Raw genomic sequence first — 20220 nt, forward strand, 5'->3', positions numbered from 1 at the left:
CTTGTTAATTGCTTGTTAAATCCCCAGCTAGAGAGGGCGGCACCGCCGGTGCACAGACTCAGGGCCGCGGAGCACCCGCGGCCGGACTACGTACTCCTGCATATCAGCGACACCCACCTCGTCGGTGGGGACGGTCCGCTCTACGGCGACGTGGATGCCGACGGACGGCTGGGTGAACTCCTCGGACAGCTCAACCACTCGGGGGTGCGCCCCGACGCCATCGTCTTCACCGGTGACCTCGCCGACAAGGGCGAACCGGCCGCCTACCGCAAGCTTCGCGACCTGGTGGAGCCGTTCGCGGCCGACCTTGGGGCCGAACTCATCTGGGTGATGGGCAACCACGACGATCGGGCCGAACTGCGTCGGCTGCTGCTGGACGAAGTGCCGTCGATGGCGCCGCTCGACCACGTGCGCACGGTCGACGGGCTGCGGATCATCACGTTGGATACCTCGGTGCCGGGGCATCACCATGGTGAGATCCGGGCATCTCAATTGGATTGGCTCGCAGGCGAGCTGGCGACACCAGCGCCTGACGGCACCATTCTGGCGTTGCACCATCCGCCGATTCCGAGCGTGCTCGATATGGCCGTCACCGTGGAACTGCGTGACCAGGCCCCTCTTGGGCGGGTGCTCAAAGGCAGCGACGTCCGCGCCATCCTGGCCGGGCACCTGCACTACTCGACCAATGCAACCTTCGTCGGCATCCCGGTGTCGGTCGCCTCGGCTACCTGCTATACCCAGGACCTCACGGTAGCCGTCGGCGGGACACGCGGCCGGGACGGCGCTCAGGCCTGCAACTTGGTGCACGTCTACCCCGAAACCGTTGTGCACTCCGTCATTCCGCTGGGTGGCGGCAACACCGTGGGCACCTTCGTCTCACCCGATCAGGCGCAACGCAATATTGCCGAAGCCGGCATATTCATCGAGCAGTCGTCGCGTCGCGACTCGCTTTTCAGTCCCGCTCGGATGGTGCTCGCGTCGACGGCACCGCGAAATCGGGCCGACTGACGTCAACAGCGACTTTCTCCCAGGGGGCTGGGATCGGGAAGTACCGATCCAGGAAGTCGACGACCCGTTTGGTGCGCTCAGCAGCGCCGACTTCGGGACAACTGCTGTCGTTGAGGCAGAAGAAGTCGTATCGGCGATTTTTTCGCAACTCGGGCAGTAGATTCAGGCCTGCCCTCGTGGTCGTGTTCACATACCGGACTCTGGCTTTCTCCTGCTGCACAGCGCGTCCCGTCATCAGCGCGTAGTAGTGATAGAACGAGTTGGTCACCGAGATATCGGTACAGGAGCGAAACGCGCTCGCCTGGGTGCGGGCGAAGTCTTCTGGGAATTCCCGCTCCATCTCCAGCAGCACGCTCTTGCGTAGCGGGACGGCGGTGTGCTCGAGATGGCGGGTGATGATCTGCCCGAACCGCTCGAACAGCAGCTGGCGGTTCACCCTGGCGGCGTTCTCGAAGCCGCTGCGGGTGGCGTCGTTCGTGCCCAGCCCGATCCGAGTCTTGGCTTCGATGAACCTGCTGACCCCGCCGGGGGAGAAGAACATGCTGGCCTGCAAAGGCCGGCCGAAGAACATGTCATCGTTGGAGTACAGAAAGTGCTCACTCAGGTCGGCGATGTTGTGGAGTTGGCTCTCGACCGCGTGGGAGTTGTAAGTCGGTAGCGCCGCCGGATCCGAGAAGTGTTCGACGGCGGGCACAATGGTGATCTTCGGGTGTTCAGCCAACCACGGCGGTGGCGCCGAATCCGTCGCGATGAAGATGCGCCGGATCCACGGTGCGAACATATTGACCGAGCGCAGCGCGTACTTCAGTTCGTCGATCTGGCGGATTCGCGCTTCGGCGTCGTCGCCTTCGCCGACGACATGCCCGGACATCCGCGCCGCGCGCTGAGCGCGAAACGCCGGATCGCTGCCGTCGACCCAGGAGAACACCAGGTCGATGTCGAAGGTGACATCACTGGCGTGCGGGGTGAACATGCCCTCTAGGGTCGGCCACTTGTAGCCGTAGAGTTTGACAGTTGCCGGGGTGACTTCGGACCGCGGCAGGAGCGTGCGGGTCAGGGAGTTCTCTACCGGGCACCCGATCACGCTCTCCTCGAAGACCCAGAATTGCAGATCGACGCCGAATGCCGGTCCGAAGCGAAAGCCGCCCGGTGCGATCCGGCGCCGGTACAGTCGCAGGATGCGTGGATCCGGCGACGGGGACAACCGGCCGTCGGCCAGCAATGCGGGGGAAACACCAGTTGCATCCAGAGTTTTGGCGTACATCGGCTCGGCAGTGCAGGCGGCCGCCAACGCACGTTCGACGGCGGAACGCAGTCGGATATCGACGGCGATAACCGGACGGTCCCGGTGATTGCGAATCAGCAGGTAAGGAATATCGGCTCGGTTCAACGTCTTTCGAAGGAAGATCAGGTCTTCGATCTGTGCCTCGTGGGGCGTCAGGCTCGATTCCAGGCGGGCCATCTTGCCGCGCCGGGTAACGATGATGGGGGTAGGCGGGCGTTGCGCCGACTGGCCGTCGTCGCGGGAGAAGATCATGGGCACCGGAAACACCGCCTTCGCTCGAAGTGACCACAGCAACCGGAGAATCTCATACTTCAGGCGTGGGCGCGCGGTGGAGCAGGGTGGCGTCGACAACTGTTGCAGGACAGTCGATTTAGTCAGAAACTGACATCTATAGTTAATTCCGGGGTTACGCCGGTGTCATACTGAGTTCAGTTCCCGGAAATATTCCAGTCGTTCTTCAGTGTACTCGATCCTGCTGGTCGGCCACCACGCTGCCGTCGGCGCCGTGTAGTGGCGCCTGACCGCCGTCGGGCTGGTCGAAGCCCTGGGTAGCGCACGGATACGGTGGGCTCTGCGGCAGCGGGTTGATGAACGTCGGATTGATCAACCAGCGGCCATCGGAGCTGGAGTAGGCCCGGCACATCAGTTCGATCTGATTGCGATTCAGCACGAGTCGCAGCTCGGTGGCATCGGAAACGAAGGTCACGTCGCCGTCGGAGTCGCCCGCGGCGAACACCTGGCGGCGGGGTTCGGGTGCGGCCGCAAACGCCGCCGGGCCGGTGATGCCGAGCACCTGCTGGTTGATGCGGCATCGTTTGCCTTCGTTGAACGGCATGGACGGTTCACCGCCGCAGTACGCAAGCCGTGGTGTCAGCACGCCGCCGTCGTGATCGGTGAGCACGCCCATCACCCGGTCGGCGGGAACGCCGACATCCGCGGCCCAGACCCGCACCACCAATTCCGGAGACGCCGAGATCACCCGCACGTCGAATCCGTTGGCCTGCAACGCGCCCACCAGGTCACGCATCTGCTGGTAATAGCGCACCCAGGCCGTTTGCCGGGTGCTGCCCACCGTTTGTTCGGCGCCCTGCGGCGCGTCCAGATTCTCCTGCCTGGCGGCGGCGGCAAACCCGGTGACCTCAGCGTCGGTCCAGCCGGCGAGCAGCTGCAGCAGCCACGCGTCCACCGGTTTGAACCGGCGATGGTTGAAGCCGGCGAACGCCGCTTGCGCCGAGCGTGTTTGGCCGTCTGAGTAGATGGACACCAACTCGTCGGCGCACCCGGTGCCGGGTCCGGACCCCGTCGGCAGGATCTGGCCGGGCGGCGCAAGGCTTCCGCAGGCGGCGCCGAGGGCCGTCGCGGCCGCCGGGGTGAGGAAGGGGCTGGTGGTGGTCCAGTCGCCGCGGGCGGGCTGGCGCACCTTGGAGTTTCGTATCACCCAGAAGAACGTGGCGTGCCCGATATCGTTGCGGATCATGGTGTTGTCCCAGTCGAACAACGCCAACGGTGCGGTGGTCCCGGGCTTGCCGCAGGTCCCGAGCCGACCGATCATCGCGTTGATCCGGTCACGGTTGTCGCCGTACCAGCCGGAGTCGACCTGCAATTGCCGGCAGTCGCCCTGCCGTGCGGCGCCGGTGCTGTGGCAGGCGGTGACGACGAGCAGGGTCAGCGCGGCCAGTGTGCGCAACAGGGATGTCATGGGTTGATGGTGTAGTCGCCGATTTGCCGGCCCCACACGTAATCGAGAAACATCGGTGAACCGATTTCGAAATGGTTGTAGGGGGCCAGGTCGTAGCCGGCGTCCATCACCAGATAGGGAGCGGGCCACAAGTCTCGGGTGATCTTCTTCCAGCAGCCCGGTTGCCCGCCCGGGCCGCCCCTGGTGTTGGTCCGGGGCAGGTTTTCGGGGTAGATGTACGGGCCCGGTGCGCCGGTGATGGCTCCTGACGACGACGCGCCGAGCGCGTAACCGTTGAATCCCAACGCATTTCGGATCCGGGGCGCAACTTCGTCGTAGTTGTGCAGGGTGCACACGATTTCGGGACTGTACTCGTCGAGCAGCTGGGCGGTAGGGAGCAGGTCGGCAGCCCCCCGCGCCAGGTACGGTCCCGCCCGTTCGAACACCGGTGTCGCGGTGTCGGCGAACCCGGCGGCCGCCAGCAACGCCGAGTCCAGCTCGGTGCGCTGCTGACTGACGGTGCTTGCGGTGGTGGCCGCCTGGTTGAGGGCCGCCAGCAGTTCCGGTGCGGCGTCGGCGTAGACGTCCCCGAGAACGGCCAGTCGCTGCATGTCCAGGCGGACCGCCGGCAGTTGCGGGTTGAGGTCGTCGAGGATGGCGTTTCCGTTGGTCAGGGAGGCACCGAATTTGTCACCCAGCCCGGCCAGCGCCAGACCTGCCGCATTGAGCGTCAGGTTGAGTTTCACCGGATCGACCTTGTCCGCGATGGCGGTCAAGGTTTGGAACAGCGTGTTGAATTCGGTGGTGACCTTGGTCGCATCGATCACGACGGCGGGCGTAATGTGTTGTGCCGCAGGAACTGTCGGTGAGCTGAGGGACACGTACTTGTTGCCGAACACGGTGGTGGCCTTGATCTCGGCGGCCACGTTCGCCGGAATCTGCGGAATGTACTTGGGGAAGATGTCGAGGATCAGCTGGGCGGCGGGGTGGCCGTCGCGGGTGATCTCGGAAATGGTGGCCACCCGCCCGATCTGGACGCCGTTGTAGGTGACCTTCGCGCCCCGGTCCATCACCAGGCCCGCGCGTGGTGCCACCATGGTCAGCTTCGTCTTCGGGGTGAAATTGCCGCGGAACTGCCAGTACAGCGCGCCCAGGACGAGCGTCAGCGCCACCAGCGCGATCAGGCCGATGGTTCGGTAGGGTGGCCGCGCGCCCGAGCGACGACGCTCCATGATTCTGAGACCCTAGGGTATGGCCGCCCGTCCCAAAGCCGATCCGGCAAAGACACGGCAGGCCGTGTCGGCGATTGCGGAGTGGCTGCGTGACGAAACCAGCCCTGCGCCGGAGCGGGCCGACCTCGCGACCGCCGTCCGGCTCACGGCGCGCACACTGGCCGATCTGGCGCCCGGCGCCAGCGTGGAAGTGCGGATACCGCCATTCGTCGCCGTGCAGTGCGTATCCGGACCGCGGCACACTCGCGGCACACCGCCGAACGTTGTCGAGACGGACCCGCGCACGTGGCTGTTGGTGACAACGGGACTGCTGGGGTTCACCGAGGCTGCGACAAGCGGCGTGCTGACCCTTTCCGGCTCCCGGGCCTGTGAAATAGAACACTGGATGCCGTTGTTGCGTTTAGCGTCCTGACATCCATTGACCTGGAGTTTCGCGCCGACACGCCCGTTGATGACGCCGCAACACGCCCGCCGGCGTTGCGCGGGCGGCCCGGGGTGCCCGTAGACTCCGAAGCGTCACCAACCGCGCCCTAGGGAGCCGCCACACCGTGACCGCGCAGCAGCCCGAAGAAGACTTCAGTTCGCCTCGTGAAGAGTGTGGCGTATTCGGGGTCTGGGCCCCGGGTGAAGATGTCGCCAAGCTCACCTACTACGGCCTCTACGCCTTGCAGCACCGCGGCCAGGAGGCCGCAGGCATCGCCGTCGCCGACGGATCACAGGTGTTGGTGTTCAAGGACCTCGGTTTGGTCAGTCAGGTATTCGACGAGCAGACGCTCGCGGCCATGGAGGGCCACGTCGCCATCGGACACTGCCGTTACTCCACCTCCGGCGACACCACTTGGGAGAACGCCCAGCCGGTTTTCCGCAACACCGCCGCGGGCACCGGAGTCGCGCTGGGGCACAACGGAAACCTGGTCAACGCCGCCGAGCTTATGGCGCGCGCCCGCGACGAGGGGCTGATCGCCAAGCGGGCACCCGCCCCGGCCACCACTGACTCCGACATTCTCGGGGCGCTGCTGGCTCATGGTGCGGCCGACTCCAGCCTCGAGCAGGCCGCGCTGGAACTGTTGCCGACCGTCCGCGGTGCGTTCTGCCTGACGTTCATGGACGAAAACACCCTCTATGCCTGCCGCGACCCCCACGGTGTGCGCCCGCTGTCACTCGGTCGGCTGGACCGCGGCTGGGTGGTCGCGTCCGAAACCGCCGCCCTCGACATCGTCGGCGCATCCTTCGTCCGGGACATCGAGCCAGGTGAACTGCTCGCCATCGACGCGGACGGAGTGCGGTCCACCCGCTTCGCGAATCCGACGCCGAAGGGCTGCATCTTCGAGTACGTGTACCTGGCCCGCCCGGACAGCACCATCGGTGGCCGCTCGATTCACGGTGCCCGCCTCGACATCGGCCGCCAACTGGCCCGCGAATGCGCTGTCGACGCCGACCTGGTCATCGGGGTCCCGGAGTCCGGGACCCCGGCTGCGGTGGGATACGCCCAGGAGTCCGGCATTCCGTACGGACAGGGCCTGATGAAGAACGCCTACGTCGGGCGCACCTTCATTCAGCCGTCGCAGACCATCCGTCAGCTCGGTATCCGCCTCAAGCTGAACCCGCTCAAAGAGGTGATCCGCGGTAAGCGCCTGATCGTGGTGGACGACTCGATCGTGCGCGGCAACACCCAACGCGCGCTGGTGCGCATGCTGCGCGAAGCCGGGGCCGTGGAGGTGCATGTGCGCATCGCCTCGCCGCCGGTGAAGTGGCCCTGCTTCTACGGCATCGACTTCCCCTCGCCGGCCGAGTTGATCGCCAACGCGGTCGAGGACGAAGGGGAGATGCTCGAGGCGGTCCGGCACGCGATCAACGCCGACACCCTCGGCTACATCTCGCTGCGCGGTCTGATCGCGGCCACCGAGCAGCCTGCCTCGCGGCTGTGCACCGCGTGCTTCGACGGCACGTACCCGATCGAACTGCCCAGCGAGAGTGCGCTGGGCAAGAACGTCATCGAGCACATGCTGGCCAATGCGGCGCGCGGCGCCGGCCTGGGCGACCTGGCGGGCCAGGACGCTCCGGAAGTGCCGGTCGGGCGCTGACCGGGGCTCTGCGGAGGTAACCGTCACCGGGGTACCTGCCGACCGGTAGCCTTTATCGCGATGACGGATCCCGAACAAAGCGCCAAACGCGGCGCGGGCAGCCAGGGCATCACCTACGCGACGGCCGGGGTGGACATAGAAGCCGGTGACCGCGCTGTCGACTTGTTCAAGCCGCTGGCGGCCAAGGCCACCCGACCCGAGGTGCGCGGTGGGCTCGGCGGCTTCGCCGGGTTGTTCGCGCTCCGCGGCGATTACCGCGAACCGGTGCTGGCCGCCTCCACCGACGGTGTCGGCACGAAGTTGGCGGTCGCCCAGGCGATGGACAAGCACGACACGGTCGGCCTGGACCTGGTCGCGATGGTGGTCGACGATCTCGTGGTGTGCGGCGCCGAACCGCTGTTCCTGCAGGACTACATCGCCGTCGGCCGGACCGTGCCGGAACGGGTCGCGGCGATCGTGAGCGGCATCGCCGAGGGTTGTGTGCGCGCGGGTTGCGCGCTGCTCGGGGGCGAGACCGCCGAGCACCCGGGGCTGATGGAACCGGACCACTACGACATCTCGGCCACCGGCGTCGGCGTGGTGGAGGCCGACGACGTTTTGGGGCCGGACCGCGTCAAACCCGGTGACGTCATCATCGGGATGGGTTCCTCGGGGCTGCATTCCAATGGGTATTCGCTGGCGCGTGCGGTGCTGCTCGACATCGACCGGATGAACCTGGCCGGGTACGTCGAGGAGTTCGGGCGCACGCTGGGCGAGGAGCTACTGGAGCCCACCAGGATCTACGCCAAGGACTGCCTGGCGCTGGCCGCCGAGACACAGGTTCGCACCTTCTGCCATGTCACCGGAGGAGGGCTGGCGGGCAACCTCGAACGCGTCATCCCGCACGGTCTGGTCGCCGAGGTGGATCGCGGAACGTGGACGCCCGCGCCGGTATTCGCCATGATCGCGCAGCGCGGTCGCGTCGCCCGGCCGGAGATGGAGAAGACGTTCAACATGGGGGTGGGGATGATCGCCGTCGTCGCCCCTGAAGACACCGACCGTGCGTTGGCCATTCTGACCGCGCGGCACCTGGACTGCTGGGTGCTGGGCACCATTTGCAAGGGTGGAAAAGAAGGCCCGCGGGCGACGCTCGTCGGGCAGCATCCGAGATTCTGAACAGATTCAGTGCCGTTGGGCACCTGGGTCTGTCAGGTCAGCGGCGCCAGCTGTCCTCGTCGTCCCATGAATCGCCCTCGACATGGTCGGATTCATCGGTGCTGGTGCTCGTCCCTGACAACTCGCGCTGAAGCCGCGTGAAGTCGGTCTGCGGGGAGCTGTATTTCAGTTCTCGAGCAACCTTGGTCTGCTTTGCCTTAGCCCGGCCGCGGCCCATGGGGGGACCCCCTCGCGAAATAACGGAGCGGCCTACGAGTAGGCGGCTCCGATCTCTAGTGTCGTTATTGTCCTGACGACAGCTTACCGTGCCGCGCGGCCGAAGGTGGGCGCGCCCTGCCCGGCCGCACATGGCGGATGTCACGTTGACTCATCGGGCGCCGCCGCGTAACCGGTCGACCGCCAGCCTCCCCGCGCCCACCCCATCCACCGGTGGCAGCGAGTCCGCGTCGATCACCGCGGCGACCTCGCCGTTGGCGCCTGTCGTCAGTTGCGTGTCGGCGGGGATGCCGCGCTTCACCAGCGCCAGCGCGACCGGTCCGAGGTCGACGTGCTCGACGACCGTTCCCAGCCGTCCTACGGCGCGACCGCCGGCGAGCACCGCGGCCCCCGTTTCCGGCCGGTCCGCCGAACCGTCGAGGTGCAACAGAACCAGCATCCGCGGCGGCTTGCCCAGATTGTGCACGCGGGCCACCGTCTCCTGGCCGCGGTAGCAACCCTTGTCCAGGTGCACCGCTCCCGCGCCGGGACCGCCGATCCAGCGCACTTCGTGCGGGATGGTGCGCTCGTCGGTGTCGACGCCGAGCCGCGGACGCAGGGCCGCCACCCGGTGGGCCTCGTAGGCCCACACACCGGCCGGGCGCACACCGGCCTGGGTCAGCCGCTGCCGCCAGTCCCCGGTCGTGTCGCGCGGCACCAGCAGATCAAGCTCGACCGGGCCATTCGGAGTGCTCGGCATCCGGCGCAGAAAGCCGCCGCCGGGCAACGGCACGGCCAACCATTCCCGCGGAAGTGCGTCCACCCCCAACGCGGCCAATACCGGCGCATCCGCCAGCCGCGGCCCGATCAGCGACAACACCGATAGGTCGGCGGCGGCCGGCGCAACGTCCGACCAGAAGACCATTTTGCGCAGGTAGCCCAGCAATGGTTCGCCGCGCCACGGCTCGGTGTCCAGGTAGGTGGTGCCGCCCAACTCGGTCTGCAACCAGTGATCCTCCACCCGGCCCTGGCCGTCTAGGCTCAGGTTTTGCGTGCTGGCGCCTTCGGGTAGCTCGCTGACGTGCTGGGTGGAGATGTTGTGCAGCCAGGCGCGGCGATCCGCTCCGGTAAGCGTGATCACCGCGCGGTGCGAGCGGTCGACGAGAATCGCGTCGGTTTCGCCCGCCCGCTGCTCACCGAGCGGGTCGCCGTAGTGCCAGATCGCGCCGGCGTCGGGGCCGGGATCGGGGGCAGGGACTGGATTCATGTGCGCCACCCGTCAACTCTACGGCGACGCGGCCCGACCTCCGCCGAGCGTGAAGTCAGCCGCACGCCCGGTGCCGGCCCGGCCCGTTAGGCTCACTCCCCATGACGGGTGTGGTCGTCACTCTGGACGGCGAAGTCCTGGACTCGGCGACGCCGCTGTTGCACGCCGACGATCTGGCGGCGGTGCGGGGCGACGGAATATTCGAGACGCTGCTGGTCCGGGACGGCAGGGCGTGTCTGGTCGAGTCTCATCTGCAGCGGCTGACCCACTCGGCGAAGCTGATGGACCTGCCCGAACCGGACCTGGCGCAGTGGCGGTGCGCCATCGATGTGGCGACCCGGCAGTGGCTGACGATCACCGGCGACGAGGCGGCGATGCGGTTGATCTACAGCCGCGGCCGGGAGAACGACCCCAGTGCTGCTACGGCATACGTAATGGTCAATCCCGTCCCGGACCGGGTGACCGCGGTGCGCCGCGACGGTATCGCCGCGATCACGCTCGACCGCGGGCTGCCCGCCAACGGCATTGACACCATGCCCTGGCTGCTGGCTGGAGCGAAGACGCTGTCCTACGCGGTCAACATGGCGGTGCTGCGCCACGCCGCCCGCCAGGGCGCCGGTGATGTCATCTTCGTCAGCTCCGACGGCTACATCCTGGAAGGACCACGCTCGACGGTGGTCATCGCCGTCGAGGGCGAAGACGGCCGCCCGTGCCTGCTCACCCCTCCGCCCTGGTATCCGATCCTGCGGGGAACCACCCAGCAGGCGCTGTTCGAAGTTGCGCGCGCGCAGGGGTACGACTGCGACTATCGCGCGCTGCGGCCAGCGGATCTCGTCGCGGCGCAAGGTGTCTGGTTGGTGTCGAGCATGACGTTGGCCGCGCGTGTGCACACCCTCGACGGGCGGTGGCTGCCGCGGTCTTCCTTCGCCGACACCTTCGCCGAACTGGTCGACGCTGCCATCGTCCTTGATCGCTGAGCGCTTAAATCTGTTGTCGCCGGGCCGGAGTCGCGGTAGCGTCGGCTTTACACAAGAAGGGAGGTGGTCCGCGAAATTGATAGCTTCATGGACATGTGAGGTGGCTGCGCGCTAGCTGCATCGGCTCGGAAGAGTCAGCGATCTACGCGCGCTGGCGAATTTCCCGCAGCCACCCGGCCCTCGAGCGTCCGGTCTGTCCAACCGGAGCGTCGCTCGGGGGCCGCTCCATTTCTCCGGACGATTACTTGTTCGCCCTGGCCACGATCTGCTCGGCCAACTTCGCTCCGCCGTCGGTGATGTCGTTACCGCACGCCTGAACCTCGATCACGAGATCGCCGGCGGCACTGAGCGCATGCTGGCAGGTTCGGGTGTTGTTGTCGGTTTCCGCACGCGTCATCGTGATCTTCGGCGCGGCGCCGTTGACCTCGCCGAAGTTCCACTCCGTGCTCTTGCTCGGACCGGTGAACGTGACGGTCTTGTTGGCGCACGCCCGCCACTTCCCTTCGGATGACTCGACAAACGCGCGAGCCTTCTCTGCCGACGGGAACTTCGCGACAGCCTCGACCACCCGGTGGGCATCACCGGACGATTGGACGACCTGAGTGTGAATCCCGGTCGGGTCGTGCGGCCGGTACACCGATTCCTGGAACGGCTCGAAGGCCGACAGACACTCCGGATCGGACAACGTCCCCTGCGGGGCGCGCAGCTGGTCGCTGTGAGCACTTTCCTTCATGTTGGGGTCGCCCAGCACGGCGCCGATGTCGGCGGCGCCCAGCAGGATCGACGCGGTTTCGGTCGGAGCCCCGCCTGTGTTCGGGGCCCCGGCGGCAGCGCCGCTGGGCCTGGCCGCAGCCGGCTTGCGGGTGTTGCCACCGCTGGTGGCGAAGACCACGATCAACACGATTGCCACCACGGCGGCCAGTGCGGCGCCGCCGATGATGAGCAGCTTCTTGTTGGACTGCCCGCCGCTGGGCGCAGGTGCGGCGTGGCCCGCGGCCGGGCGGGCCTGCGGTGCGGCCGCCGGGGCCGACGGGGGTGCCGCCGCAGCGGCAGCGGGGGCGCTGGCCGGCGAGCCCGTCGGGGCACCGTCCTTCGCCTCGATCTCGGCCAGCACGTTGTCGATCTCGGTTCGGGTGCGGTAGGTGACGTCGTGGCGCATCCGCAACATGCGCAGCAGTTGGGCGATGTCGCTGCGCGCGCTCGGGTCGTCGCCGTCCTCGTCGAGTCCGGATCGCAACTCGACCAGCAACTGCAACTGCTGCTGGGGAGTGAGCTCCTTCTCGGACAAGGTGTTTCCCAGCCGCATGATGTAACCGAACGGCACCGGCGGCTCGTCCGGCAACGGCGACGGCAGCGGCGGAGCCTTCGCGACCAGCGCGTGGATTGCGGTGACCAGTGCGATACCGGCGTCGACCGTCGGGTTCTGGTAGTCGATGATCTGCAGCGTGGAGACGGGATTGACGCGCACGCTGTCGACCGGACCCACCTGCACGGGCAGGATGGGCCGATTGAGGGCTTGGGCGTAGCGCAGCTCGGCCTGGCTCGGTTTGGATTGCAGCCAGTTGTTGGACAGCGCGACGATGAAGACATCGCACGAGCGAATCTGTTCCAGAATCGCGTTCCACCAGGCGTCCCCGCCACCGAGTTCCTGGTCGAACCACACCTTCTGCTGAGCCCGCTTCAAGGCGGTCGTCAGCGCGTCGAGCGACGTCCTGTCCTGGCTCGAGTAGCTGATGAATATGGCCACGGCAGTCTCCTCAATTGAGGGCAGGGGGAGGCGGATACGGCGAAACCGTCATGCGACGGTAGCGCATGGCACTGGTCCCAGCAATCGGCTCTGGCAAACCGGCAGCGCCGCGCGGCGGCCGTCAGTCCGCGGCCGGGACGTGGGCTTCATCGGAGGGCTGGAACTCGGCGTAACGCTGCGCGAACTCCTGGGCGGGCACGGGCCACTGCTCGCCCTCTGCGCCTCGCACCACCCAGTCGCCGTCGGCTGCGTTCGTTGGGCCCTCAAGGGTGTTGATCGACTCTCCCGGCTGTGCCGGACGAGCCTGAACCCGTCCTTTCCGGCGCCACTGCCCCTCGCCCACCGGCTCGTAGGTGGCGTGAAAGATGTCGTCGCGCACCGACCAGGTCTTGCCGTCGGATCGCACCTCCCAGTCGCCGGCCTCGGCATGCATGGTGTGCCCCGAATCCGACGTCCATGTCCAGGGCGCGGTGCGTTGCTCGGCGGAAACGGTTCCGACCCGGGTGAAGGTTCGCCACAGCGGCCGGGACCGGTAACCGAGTTGGCGCAGGCTCCACAGGGTGGCGGCCAGGCTGCGCACGGCGGCGTTCAGCAAGTCCGGATTGCTCTCGACGGTGGCCCAGTCGACCAGCTTGTCGTGAATCTTGCGGGCGTCGTCGCGCGGCGTGCCGAACTTCCAGCCGTTGCGGCGGTAGTAGCGGCACCAGTCCTCGTGCTCCGCCTGGGCCATGGCCATCGCCGAGTACTGGTCGAAGCCCATCAACGCGAGCTGTTCCAGCGGCGGCGAGTCGGCCATGTCGCGCCCGGACAACTGCGCAGGCGGGCTGCCCCAGGTGTTCCAGGTGTGGCCGGCGATCTGTTCGACCATCCACAACGCGTTGCGCACCTGGCGCCGGTTGGAGCCGCGGTAGAACTCGTCGAGTTCGACCCACGGCACCGAGGCCGGCCCCCGCGGCCAGCTGGGATCGATGGTGGCCACATAGCGCTCGTGGATCAGCCGGGCGGCCCGCTCCCAGGCGTCCTGGACCTGGCCTTCGCGGCTGTCCAACACCAGCGAGTACGACTGCAGCAGGCCGACCACCTGGATCGAGTCGTCGGCGATGCTGGTATTCAGGTCGGAGGTATAGACCGGCATCTCGGGGAAGCGGGCCGCCAGCCTGGTTCCGGTGGTGGCGGTATGGGTGTCGACCAGGATCACGGCGCTGGTAGTGGGGTCGGCGTCGCCGATCAGCCGCAGAATCGTGGGAATCGTCGGGCCCTCCGACACGGCGTCGATCGACGGTCCCTCGGAGGCGAATCCCGCTTGCCGGCGGTAGAACTCGTGATCTTTGAGGTACTCCTCGGCGTCGCGCTCCACCAGGGTCAGCGACGGCAGCGGGACTGCGCCCGGCGGCGTGTAGAAGTCGCGCTCCAGCGCGCGGCGGGTCAGGTCCGCACACAGTGCCAAGGTCAATTGCGAAGTGCCGCAGACGAATACACGTTTAGTTCGGCCGGTCGCGATGATGCCGTCCAGGAGCCGGCTCGCCGTGACTTCATACTTGCCGACGACGTCGGCCGCCCATCGGGTGTCGGATCCGCCGAACTGCTGGGCTCGCCAGGCTTCGGCCAGCCAGGGATCGTCGATGCGCACGATCAGCGGCAACCGCCGCTTGTTGGCCACTTGCGACAACCGGCGGCTGATCAGGTCAAGCCACAAAAGATTGATCGCCGGGTCGGGTGCCATCAGGTAGAGCCGGCTGAGGTGGCGCCACAGCCGCAGCGACACCAGCGTGGCAGGCGTGTTGAAGTCGACCAGCACCACGCGGGCGCCCAGTCTTCGGACCCGCTGCACCCGGTCGTCATTGGCGCTGGTGATCACGACCAGGGTGCTGCGCCGGTCCAAGGTCCGCGCGACACCGCTGATCATCGATTCGGTGTCGTCGTCGACGCCCACGATGGCGGTGACCGAATCGGCGAAGTTCGAGCGCAGCCGGTCCACCTGGGACCGGAAGACCCCGACCACCACACCGCCCAAGCCGGTGAAGATCGCCGAAACCGCTGCCATCCGGGCCAATTCGAGGCCGACGGGGGTCGGGCTCGGGCACACGTGCCCGCCCAGCGAGTAGTCGCTGCTGCTGCCCTTGATCAGCTGGGCGGTCAGCATCAGCGGGGTGAAAACAGCGGGGTGGTTCTCGTCGTGACAGTTCCAGTACGAGCTCAGACCCAGGATGGCGCTCATGGTGATGAGCACCGCGATCACGGTGAAGGACACACCGACCAGGCGGTGGCTGGTGTTGGACCGGAAGGTCATGACGCACACCGCGACCAGGACGCCGACCACGATCGCGGTCGTCGCCATCGATCCGGGCCGGCCGAACCATCCGACACCGGACGGCAGCAGATCCAAGATGGCGGGCTGGAGCGCCACCGCGGCGAGATAACCGATCAACAGGACGGCCAGGACGGCCATGGCCCAGCGCACCGGGGGTGGGGCGATCCTCTTCTGACCCATCAAACCTCCCGTCCTGCAGCACGCTTGGACGCGAACAGTACACGCGCAAGCGCGCGGGATGGCAACAACAAGAGCTAGCCGGGGGGCCGGTTCAGCCGACGAAACGGGACAGCCGCGCGGACAGATGGGGGACCAGGCCGCCGTCGGCGTCCACCCGCTCTTCGACATAGGCGAGATCGCCGCCTTCGACGATGCCGTAGAGCCGTTTGGCGCCGCCGACCAGCACACCGGACCGGCTGCGGGCCAGCGCGTCGGTGACCAGTTCCCACGACGACTGGTTACGCGGGCGTCCGTAGAACAGCTCGACGTAACCGGCCGAGTGCGCCAGCAGCAGCTCGATCGCCTGCGATTCACTCGGATCGTCGGGGTCGGTGACGAAGCGCCAGAACCCCGTTTCGCGCAGCGCCGGCTGGTGGTACTCGCCAGCCTGGTCGAGGCGCCAGGATCGGGCTTCCCAGTTCAGGTAGTCGCCGCCGTCATGGGAAACCACGATCTGCTGGCCGAACCGGTAATCGCCGTCGTGGGCGCGACCCTCGCCCTCGCCGCGCCAGACGCCGACCAGCGGCAGCAGCGCCAGCAGGGCGTCGTGCAGGTTGGCACCCTCACGCAGGTTCGCGGTGTCAGCCGGCACCGGCAGGTCGTCGTACGCGGGGATATTCCGGGTAGCGGTCAGTTTCGCCCGCTCCGCCGCCTGGGACAGTTCGTCGGCGGCGTCTGCAGCGTCTGAGCCCTCGGTCGAGCTCACGACTCGTCGGTGATCAACCGATACAGCGCATACAGCGCGAACCAGGAGATGACCACAGTCGCGAGGACCAGCATGATCTCGAAGAACAGCACCACGGGGATGAGTCTATGCGATCCCTTTTCCGTTGAGTCTGCGTTGAGGGCGGCGACCTCTCGGGTTTCGTCGCCCGCAACGCAGAGTGAACAGCAATGCCGGTCAGGCGACCTTGATGTCCACCTCGTGGATGCCGGCGCCCGACGGCGCCACCACGGCGTCGCCGTTGCCCACCCGGGACAACGCGCGCAGCGTCCACGATCCCGGGGCTGCGAAGAACCGGAAGTCACCGGTGGCCGACGCGACGACCTCCGCGGTGAACTCGTCAGACGAGTCCAGCAGGCGGACGAACGCGCCTCCGACGGCTTGTCCGTCTGCGTCCACCACCCGACCGGTGATCACCGTTTCCTTCTCCAGGTCGACGCTGGCCGGCAACGTCAGTCCTTGCTTTGGTGCAGTGCACATGTCAGTTTCCCAACTCGATCGGGGCACCCACCAGGGAGCCGTATTCCGTCCAACTGCCGTCGTAGTTCTTGACGTTTTTGTGGCCGAGCAATTCCTGCAGCACGAACCAGGTGTGCGACGAACGTTCCCCGATTCGACAGTAGGCAATCGTTTCCTTTTGTCCGTCTAGGCCGGCGTCGGCGTACAACTTGGCCAGCTCCTCGTCGGACTTGAAGGTGCCGTCCTCGTTGGCGGCCCTGCTCCACGGCACGTTGATGGCGGTGGGGACGTGGCCGGGGCGCTGGCTCTGCTCCTGTGGCAGGTGCGCGGGCGCCAGAATCTTGCCGGAGTACTCATCCGGGGACCGCACATCGACGAGGTTCTTGGTGCCGATGGCGGCGATGACCTCGTCGCGGAAGGCGCGGATGCTGTTGTCCGGGGCGGCGGCGGTATAAGAGGTGGCCGGCCGGTTCACGGCGTCGCTGGACAGCGGGCGCCCGTCAAGCTCCCACTTCTTGCGGCCGCCGTCGAGCAACTTGACCTTCTGGTGGCCGTAGAGCTTGAAGTACCAGTAGGCGTACGCCGCGAACCAGTTGTTGTTGCCGCCGTACAGGATCACGGTGTCGTCGTTGGAGATGCCACGGTCGGACAGCAGCTTGGAGAACTGCTCGGCGTCGACGAAGTCGCGCTTGACCGGGTCCTGCAGGTCGTCTCGCCAGTCCAGCTTGATGGCGCCGGGGATGTGCCCGCCGTCGTATGCGCTGGTGTCCTCGTCCACCTCGACAAAGACGACGTTGTCGGCATCCAGATTGCTCTCAGCCCAGTCGGCGGAGACCAGGACGTCGGAGCGTGCCATGGGGGATCCTTTCGATTTACTTCCGATGAACAGCGTTTGGGGGGCTGGGTATGCCTGTTGCGCGAGGAAGACATGCCACGGGAAGGGGCCCTGGCCGCTTCGAGCACTGCGCAGATAGGCGCGGCTACTCAGCAGCTACAGCAACAGCAACAGCACGCGAGGCGGCGCAGCTGGACTGCGCGGCGCTTGGCGAGCATGAGCTCGATGCGGGCTGACACGTCGGTCAGCTTACCCAATGAAACAGTGATGAAGCCAACAGCGGCCGGTGGCCACCGTCAGGACCGCTTGAAACCGTCCAGGGTGACGGTGACGCCCCGGGTGATGCCCTCGATGATGACGTCCGAGCCGCGTGCTCCGACCGTGTTCGGCGCCACCCCGAACGGCAGCCTCTGGTTGGGCAGCCGGCTGGTGAAAGCCCGCAATACCGCCTCGCGTTTGGCATCGGGAACGGCCTGGTCGGCGGTGTCGGGGCCGGTGAGCACGCCGGTAGGGGTGATCACCAGGGTTGCCGGGTCGTCGGCGGCCACGGACAGATCCACCGAGACGCTGACCCGGTGGTCGAAGTCAGCCGATTTCGGTGTGCCGCTGAACACCAGTCCGCGGCTGCCGGAGATTCCGGACTCGGTGGTCCCGCCGGTGGCGTCGTTGGATTCCTGCGGAGGTGCCTCCACCATCAGGTCGGTGATGCCCAGGTAGCGGCCCAAATGCACCGAGTCGATGATGATGCGGCTCTCCAGCTTGCCCACCGGGAGCTTGGCGTCGGGCCTGATCAGCCAGGACGCATCGGTCAGGTCGATCGAGTGCATGGTGGCCTCGAGGGTGGCCTTGCCGACGGTTGCGTGGTCGACGGCGCCTGCCTTGATCTCCAGTTCGTCGTAGTGATGGCGCACCGCCTGAGGGATGAACGGAAAGGCGATGATGGCCACGAACGGGTCGGATCCCAGGTTCGCCGCCTTGCGCACGTTGGTCGAAAGCCGATATTCGGCGTAGATGCTCGAGCCGTAGTCGGCGCCGACAGCCCCGAGGGCGAGGACGCCGACGGCGATCGCCGCGACAGTGGCACCGGCCAGGACTTTGCGCACGCGCACATTCTGACATCGCCGGGCCGTGTTGGGTTGCTCACAGCCCAATGGCGGCCGGCGACGCCCGCGCGCAGGTCGCGGGCACCCGGGCTAACTGCCCGACTTCCGGCGGTTGCGTTACGGAAGGCCCCGTCGCCAGGCCGAATACCACGTGGCAAGTTATCGTTAGGTGATCTTGCCGCTAACGTCATATGTCGCGATGAGTCTGGGAGGCCTTGCCCACGACGCTGGAGGGGCGTGTTGGAGCTACTACTGCTGACCTCGGAGCTGTATCCCGACCCGGTCCTACCCTCGTTGTCCCTACTGCCGCACACCGTGCGGACGGCGCCGCCGGAAGCGTCCTCATTGCTGGAGGCGGGTAACGCCGACGCCGTGCTCGTCGATGCACGAAACGACCTGTCGGCCGCGCGCGGCCTGTGCCGGCTGCTGAGCACGGCCGGCCGCTCCGCGCCGGTGCTGGCGGTGGTGAGCGAAGGCGGTTTGGTGGCGGTCAGCGCCGACTGGGGTCTGGACGAAATCCTGCTTCCGAGCACCGGGCCGGCCGAGATCGACGCGCGACTGCGGCTCGTCGTGGGCCGCCGCGGCGGCCTGGCGGACCAGGAGAGCGTCGGCAAGGTGAGTTTGGGCGAACTGGTGATCGACGAGGGCACCTATACAGCGCGCCTGCGGGGCCGGCCGCTCGACCTCACCTACAAGGAATTCGAGTTGCTGAAGTACCTGGCCCAGCATGCCGGCCGGGTGTTCACCCGTGCCCAGCTGCTGCACGAGGTGTGGGGTTACGACTTCTTCGGCGGCACCCGAACCGTCGACGTCCACGTACGTCGCCTGCGAGCCAAACTCGGCCCCGAGCATGAGGCGCTGATCGGCACGGTGCGCAATGTCGGCTACAAGGCGGTTCGGCCCGCCCGCGGCCGGACCCAGGCCGCCGAGCCCGACGACGACGACGAATCCGACACCGACATCGACTCGCTGGCCGACCCGTTGCGCAGTCAGTGACCGCGCCGCAGTGGCGCACCGCCCTGACCCGCGACGAGCAGCACCAGATACGTCAACTGATAACCGCGGCAACAGAATTCGATGGTGTCGCCCCGGTCGGTGAACAAGTGCTACGGGAGCTGCCGCAGGATCGCACCGACCACCTGGTGGTGGTGGATGCCACGGCCGGCATCACCGGTTATCTGAATCTCACCCCGCCACGAGACGACACCGGCGCGATGTCGGAACTGGTGGTGCATCCGCAGGCCCGGCGCGGCGGTGTCGGCGCCGCGCTCGTGCGGGCGGCGTTGGCCAAGACCGACGGTAGGACTCGGTTCTGGGCGCACGGCACGCTGGAGCCCGCCCGCGCCACAGCCTCGGCGCTAGGGCTGGTTGTGGTTCGGGAACTGCTGCAGATGCGGCGGCCGCTGCGTGAAATCGCCGAACCCGTGGTGCCGGACCGGTTGCGTGAGCTGCGAATACGCACCTACGCCGGCTCTTCCGACGACGCCGAACTGCTGCGGGTCAACAACGCCGCCTTCTCCTATCACCCGGAGCAGGGCGGCTGGACCGAACGCGAGGTCGAGGAGCGACGCGGGGAGGCCTGGTTCGACCCGGCCGGCCTGTTCCTGGCGTTCGACCGCGACGACAAGCTGGCGGGGTTCCACTGGACCAAGGTGCATCCCGACCCCGCGGGGCTGGGCGAGGTCTACGTGCTCGGCGTCGACCCGTCGGCCCAGGGCAGCGGGCTGGGACAGCTGCTGACGTCGATCGGTCTGGCGTCGCTGGCGCGGCGACTGGCCGGCCTGCCCGACCCGCACGCCATGCTCTATGTCGAGTCCGACAACGCGGCCGCGGTGCGGACCTACGAGAAGACCGGGTTCTCCGTCTACAGCGTCGACACCGCCTACGCGGCGGGCTGACCGGATTCGGGCTTTCTTTCGGCCCGGAGCATAGTTTCCGGGT

The 20220-nt window shown here is 67.1% G+C and carries 18 protein-coding genes; 7 read left to right on the plus strand and 11 right to left on the minus strand.

All coding sequences use genetic code 11. The features are described 5' to 3' along the window. Positions 1-48: 48 nt before the first annotated feature. Positions 49-1008 carry a 3',5'-cyclic adenosine monophosphate phosphodiesterase CpdA gene (locus AWC08_RS20935; protein WP_065135181.1) on the plus strand — a complete coding sequence of 320 codons (960 nt, stop codon included), beginning with the start codon at positions 49-51 and terminating at the stop codon, positions 1006-1008. Here AWC08_RS20935 and AWC08_RS20940 read toward each other — a convergent pair. The 3 genes from AWC08_RS20940 to AWC08_RS20950 all read right to left on the minus strand — a co-directional run bounded on the left by AWC08_RS20940 (position 953) and on the right by AWC08_RS20950 (position 5203). Beyond that, entirely contained in the window at positions 953-2551 is a 1599-nt protein-coding gene (locus tag AWC08_RS20940) for a stealth family protein (RefSeq protein WP_065135186.1), read from the minus strand. The two genes, AWC08_RS20935 and AWC08_RS20940, sit on opposite strands and share 56 nt — an antisense overlap. A 199-nt stretch (positions 2552-2750) precedes the next feature. Continuing rightward, positions 2751-3992 carry a haloacid dehalogenase-like hydrolase gene (locus AWC08_RS20945; RefSeq protein WP_082986486.1) on the minus strand — a complete coding sequence of 414 codons (1242 nt, stop codon included), beginning with the start codon at positions 3990-3992 and terminating at the stop codon, positions 2751-2753. Beyond that, positions 3989-5203: an MCE family protein gene (locus AWC08_RS20950; RefSeq protein WP_065135182.1), complete on the minus strand. Its 1215-nt coding sequence runs from the start codon at positions 5201-5203 to the stop codon at positions 3989-3991. Before AWC08_RS20950 ends, AWC08_RS20945 begins: the two co-directional genes overlap by 4 nt. Positions 5204-5222: 19 nt before the next feature. On the opposite strand from AWC08_RS20950, the gene AWC08_RS20955 reads away from it, so the two are divergent. The 3 genes from AWC08_RS20955 to purM all read left to right on the plus strand — a co-directional run bounded on the left by AWC08_RS20955 (position 5223) and on the right by purM (position 8442). Then, positions 5223-5615: a sterol carrier family protein gene (locus tag AWC08_RS20955; RefSeq protein ID WP_065135183.1), complete on the plus strand. Its 393-nt coding sequence runs from the start codon at positions 5223-5225 to the stop codon at positions 5613-5615. Positions 5616-5751: 136 nt separating this feature from the next. After that, positions 5752-7287 carry an amidophosphoribosyltransferase gene (purF, locus tag AWC08_RS20960; protein WP_055581487.1) on the plus strand — a complete coding sequence of 512 codons (1536 nt, stop codon included), beginning with the start codon at positions 5752-5754 and terminating at the stop codon, positions 7285-7287. Positions 7288-7347: 60 nt separating this feature from the next. Continuing rightward, on the plus strand, positions 7348-8442 hold the full coding sequence (gene purM / locus AWC08_RS20965; RefSeq protein WP_065137703.1) for a phosphoribosylformylglycinamidine cyclo-ligase: 1095 nt from the start codon (positions 7348-7350) through the stop codon (positions 8440-8442). A 37-nt stretch (positions 8443-8479) separates the two neighbouring features. Here the strand turns inward: purM and AWC08_RS20970 are convergent, their stop codons facing one another. Next, positions 8480-8659: a DUF3073 domain-containing protein gene (locus tag AWC08_RS20970; protein ID WP_065137702.1), complete on the minus strand. Its 180-nt coding sequence runs from the start codon at positions 8657-8659 to the stop codon at positions 8480-8482. Positions 8660-8809: 150 nt separating this feature from the next. Beyond that, positions 8810-9904 (minus strand): CAF17-like 4Fe-4S cluster assembly/insertion protein YgfZ, encoded by a 1095-nt coding sequence (gene ygfZ, locus AWC08_RS20975; RefSeq protein ID WP_065137701.1) that lies wholly within the window; start codon positions 9902-9904, stop codon positions 8810-8812. Positions 9905-10014: 110 nt separating this feature from the next. On the opposite strand from ygfZ, the gene AWC08_RS20980 reads away from it, so the two are divergent. Continuing rightward, entirely contained in the window at positions 10015-10881 is an 867-nt protein-coding gene (locus AWC08_RS20980) for an aminodeoxychorismate lyase (protein ID WP_142283712.1), read from the plus strand. A 241-nt stretch (positions 10882-11122) separates the two neighbouring features. Here the strand turns inward: AWC08_RS20980 and AWC08_RS36665 are convergent, their stop codons facing one another. The 6 genes from AWC08_RS36665 to lmeA all read right to left on the minus strand — a co-directional run bounded on the left by AWC08_RS36665 (position 11123) and on the right by lmeA (position 18285). Then, positions 11123-12628, minus strand: coding sequence for a sensor domain-containing protein (locus tag AWC08_RS36665; RefSeq protein WP_065137699.1), 1506 nt, complete (start codon positions 12626-12628; stop codon positions 11123-11125). A 121-nt stretch (positions 12629-12749) separates the two neighbouring features. Beyond that, positions 12750-15119 carry a hypothetical protein gene (locus tag AWC08_RS20990; RefSeq protein WP_065137698.1) on the minus strand — a complete coding sequence of 790 codons (2370 nt, stop codon included), beginning with the start codon at positions 15117-15119 and terminating at the stop codon, positions 12750-12752. Positions 15120-15210: 91 nt separating this feature from the next. Next, positions 15211-15864, minus strand: a complete 654-nt coding sequence (locus AWC08_RS20995; RefSeq protein WP_065137697.1) for a heme-binding beta-barrel domain-containing protein — start codon at positions 15862-15864, stop codon at positions 15211-15213. Positions 15865-16059: 195 nt separating this feature from the next. Beyond that, on the minus strand, positions 16060-16362 hold the full coding sequence (locus AWC08_RS21000) for a DUF1416 domain-containing protein (RefSeq protein ID WP_065137696.1): 303 nt from the start codon (positions 16360-16362) through the stop codon (positions 16060-16062). Position 16363: 1 nt separating this feature from the next. Further along, entirely contained in the window at positions 16364-17197 is an 834-nt protein-coding gene (locus AWC08_RS21005) for a sulfurtransferase (RefSeq protein ID WP_065137695.1), read from the minus strand. A 275-nt stretch (positions 17198-17472) separates the two neighbouring features. Next, entirely contained in the window at positions 17473-18285 is an 813-nt protein-coding gene (lmeA, locus tag AWC08_RS21010) for a mannan chain length control protein LmeA (protein ID WP_065137694.1), read from the minus strand. Between the two features lie 231 nt (positions 18286-18516). On the opposite strand from lmeA, the gene AWC08_RS21015 reads away from it, so the two are divergent. Together AWC08_RS21015 and mshD are read left to right on the plus strand one after the other, a co-directional pair. Next, the gene (locus AWC08_RS21015) at positions 18517-19275 is read left to right on the plus strand and encodes a winged helix-turn-helix transcriptional regulator (RefSeq protein WP_142283710.1); all 759 of its coding nucleotides are present in this window, start codon (positions 18517-18519) and stop codon (positions 19273-19275) included. Next, on the plus strand, positions 19272-20177 hold the full coding sequence (gene mshD, locus AWC08_RS21020) for a mycothiol synthase (protein ID WP_065137693.1): 906 nt from the start codon (positions 19272-19274) through the stop codon (positions 20175-20177). The genes AWC08_RS21015 and mshD overlap by 4 nt, the downstream gene beginning before the upstream one ends. Positions 20178-20220: the final 43 nt, after the last annotated feature.

Source organism: Mycobacterium gordonae, assembly GCF_002101675.1.
Taxonomy (GTDB): domain Bacteria; phylum Actinomycetota; class Actinomycetes; order Mycobacteriales; family Mycobacteriaceae; genus Mycobacterium; species Mycobacterium gordonae.

Excerpts from the sequence above, each read along its gene's own strand:
- AWC08_RS20945 (WP_082986486.1), bottom strand. The coding sequence starts at position 3,992 with ATGACATCCCTGTTGCGCACACTGGCCGCGCTGACCCTGCTCGTCGTC.
- AWC08_RS20950 (WP_065135182.1), bottom strand. The coding sequence starts at position 5,203 with ATGGAGCGTCGTCGCTCGGGCGCGCGGCCACCCTACCGAACCATCGGC.
- AWC08_RS20955 (WP_065135183.1), top strand. The coding sequence starts at position 5,223 with ATGGCCGCCCGTCCCAAAGCCGATCCGGCAAAGACACGGCAGGCCGTG.
- purM (WP_065137703.1), top strand. The coding sequence starts at position 7,348 with ATGACGGATCCCGAACAAAGCGCCAAACGCGGCGCGGGCAGCCAGGGC.
- AWC08_RS20970 (WP_065137702.1), bottom strand. The coding sequence starts at position 8,659 with ATGGGCCGCGGCCGGGCTAAGGCAAAGCAGACCAAGGTTGCTCGAGAA.
- ygfZ (WP_065137701.1), bottom strand. The coding sequence starts at position 9,904 with ATGAATCCAGTCCCTGCCCCCGATCCCGGCCCCGACGCCGGCGCGATC.
- AWC08_RS20990 (WP_065137698.1), bottom strand. The coding sequence starts at position 15,119 with ATGGGTCAGAAGAGGATCGCCCCACCCCCGGTGCGCTGGGCCATGGCC.
- AWC08_RS21000 (WP_065137696.1), bottom strand. The coding sequence starts at position 16,362 with ATGTGCACTGCACCAAAGCAAGGACTGACGTTGCCGGCCAGCGTCGAC.
- AWC08_RS21005 (WP_065137695.1), bottom strand. The coding sequence starts at position 17,197 with ATGGCACGCTCCGACGTCCTGGTCTCCGCCGACTGGGCTGAGAGCAAT.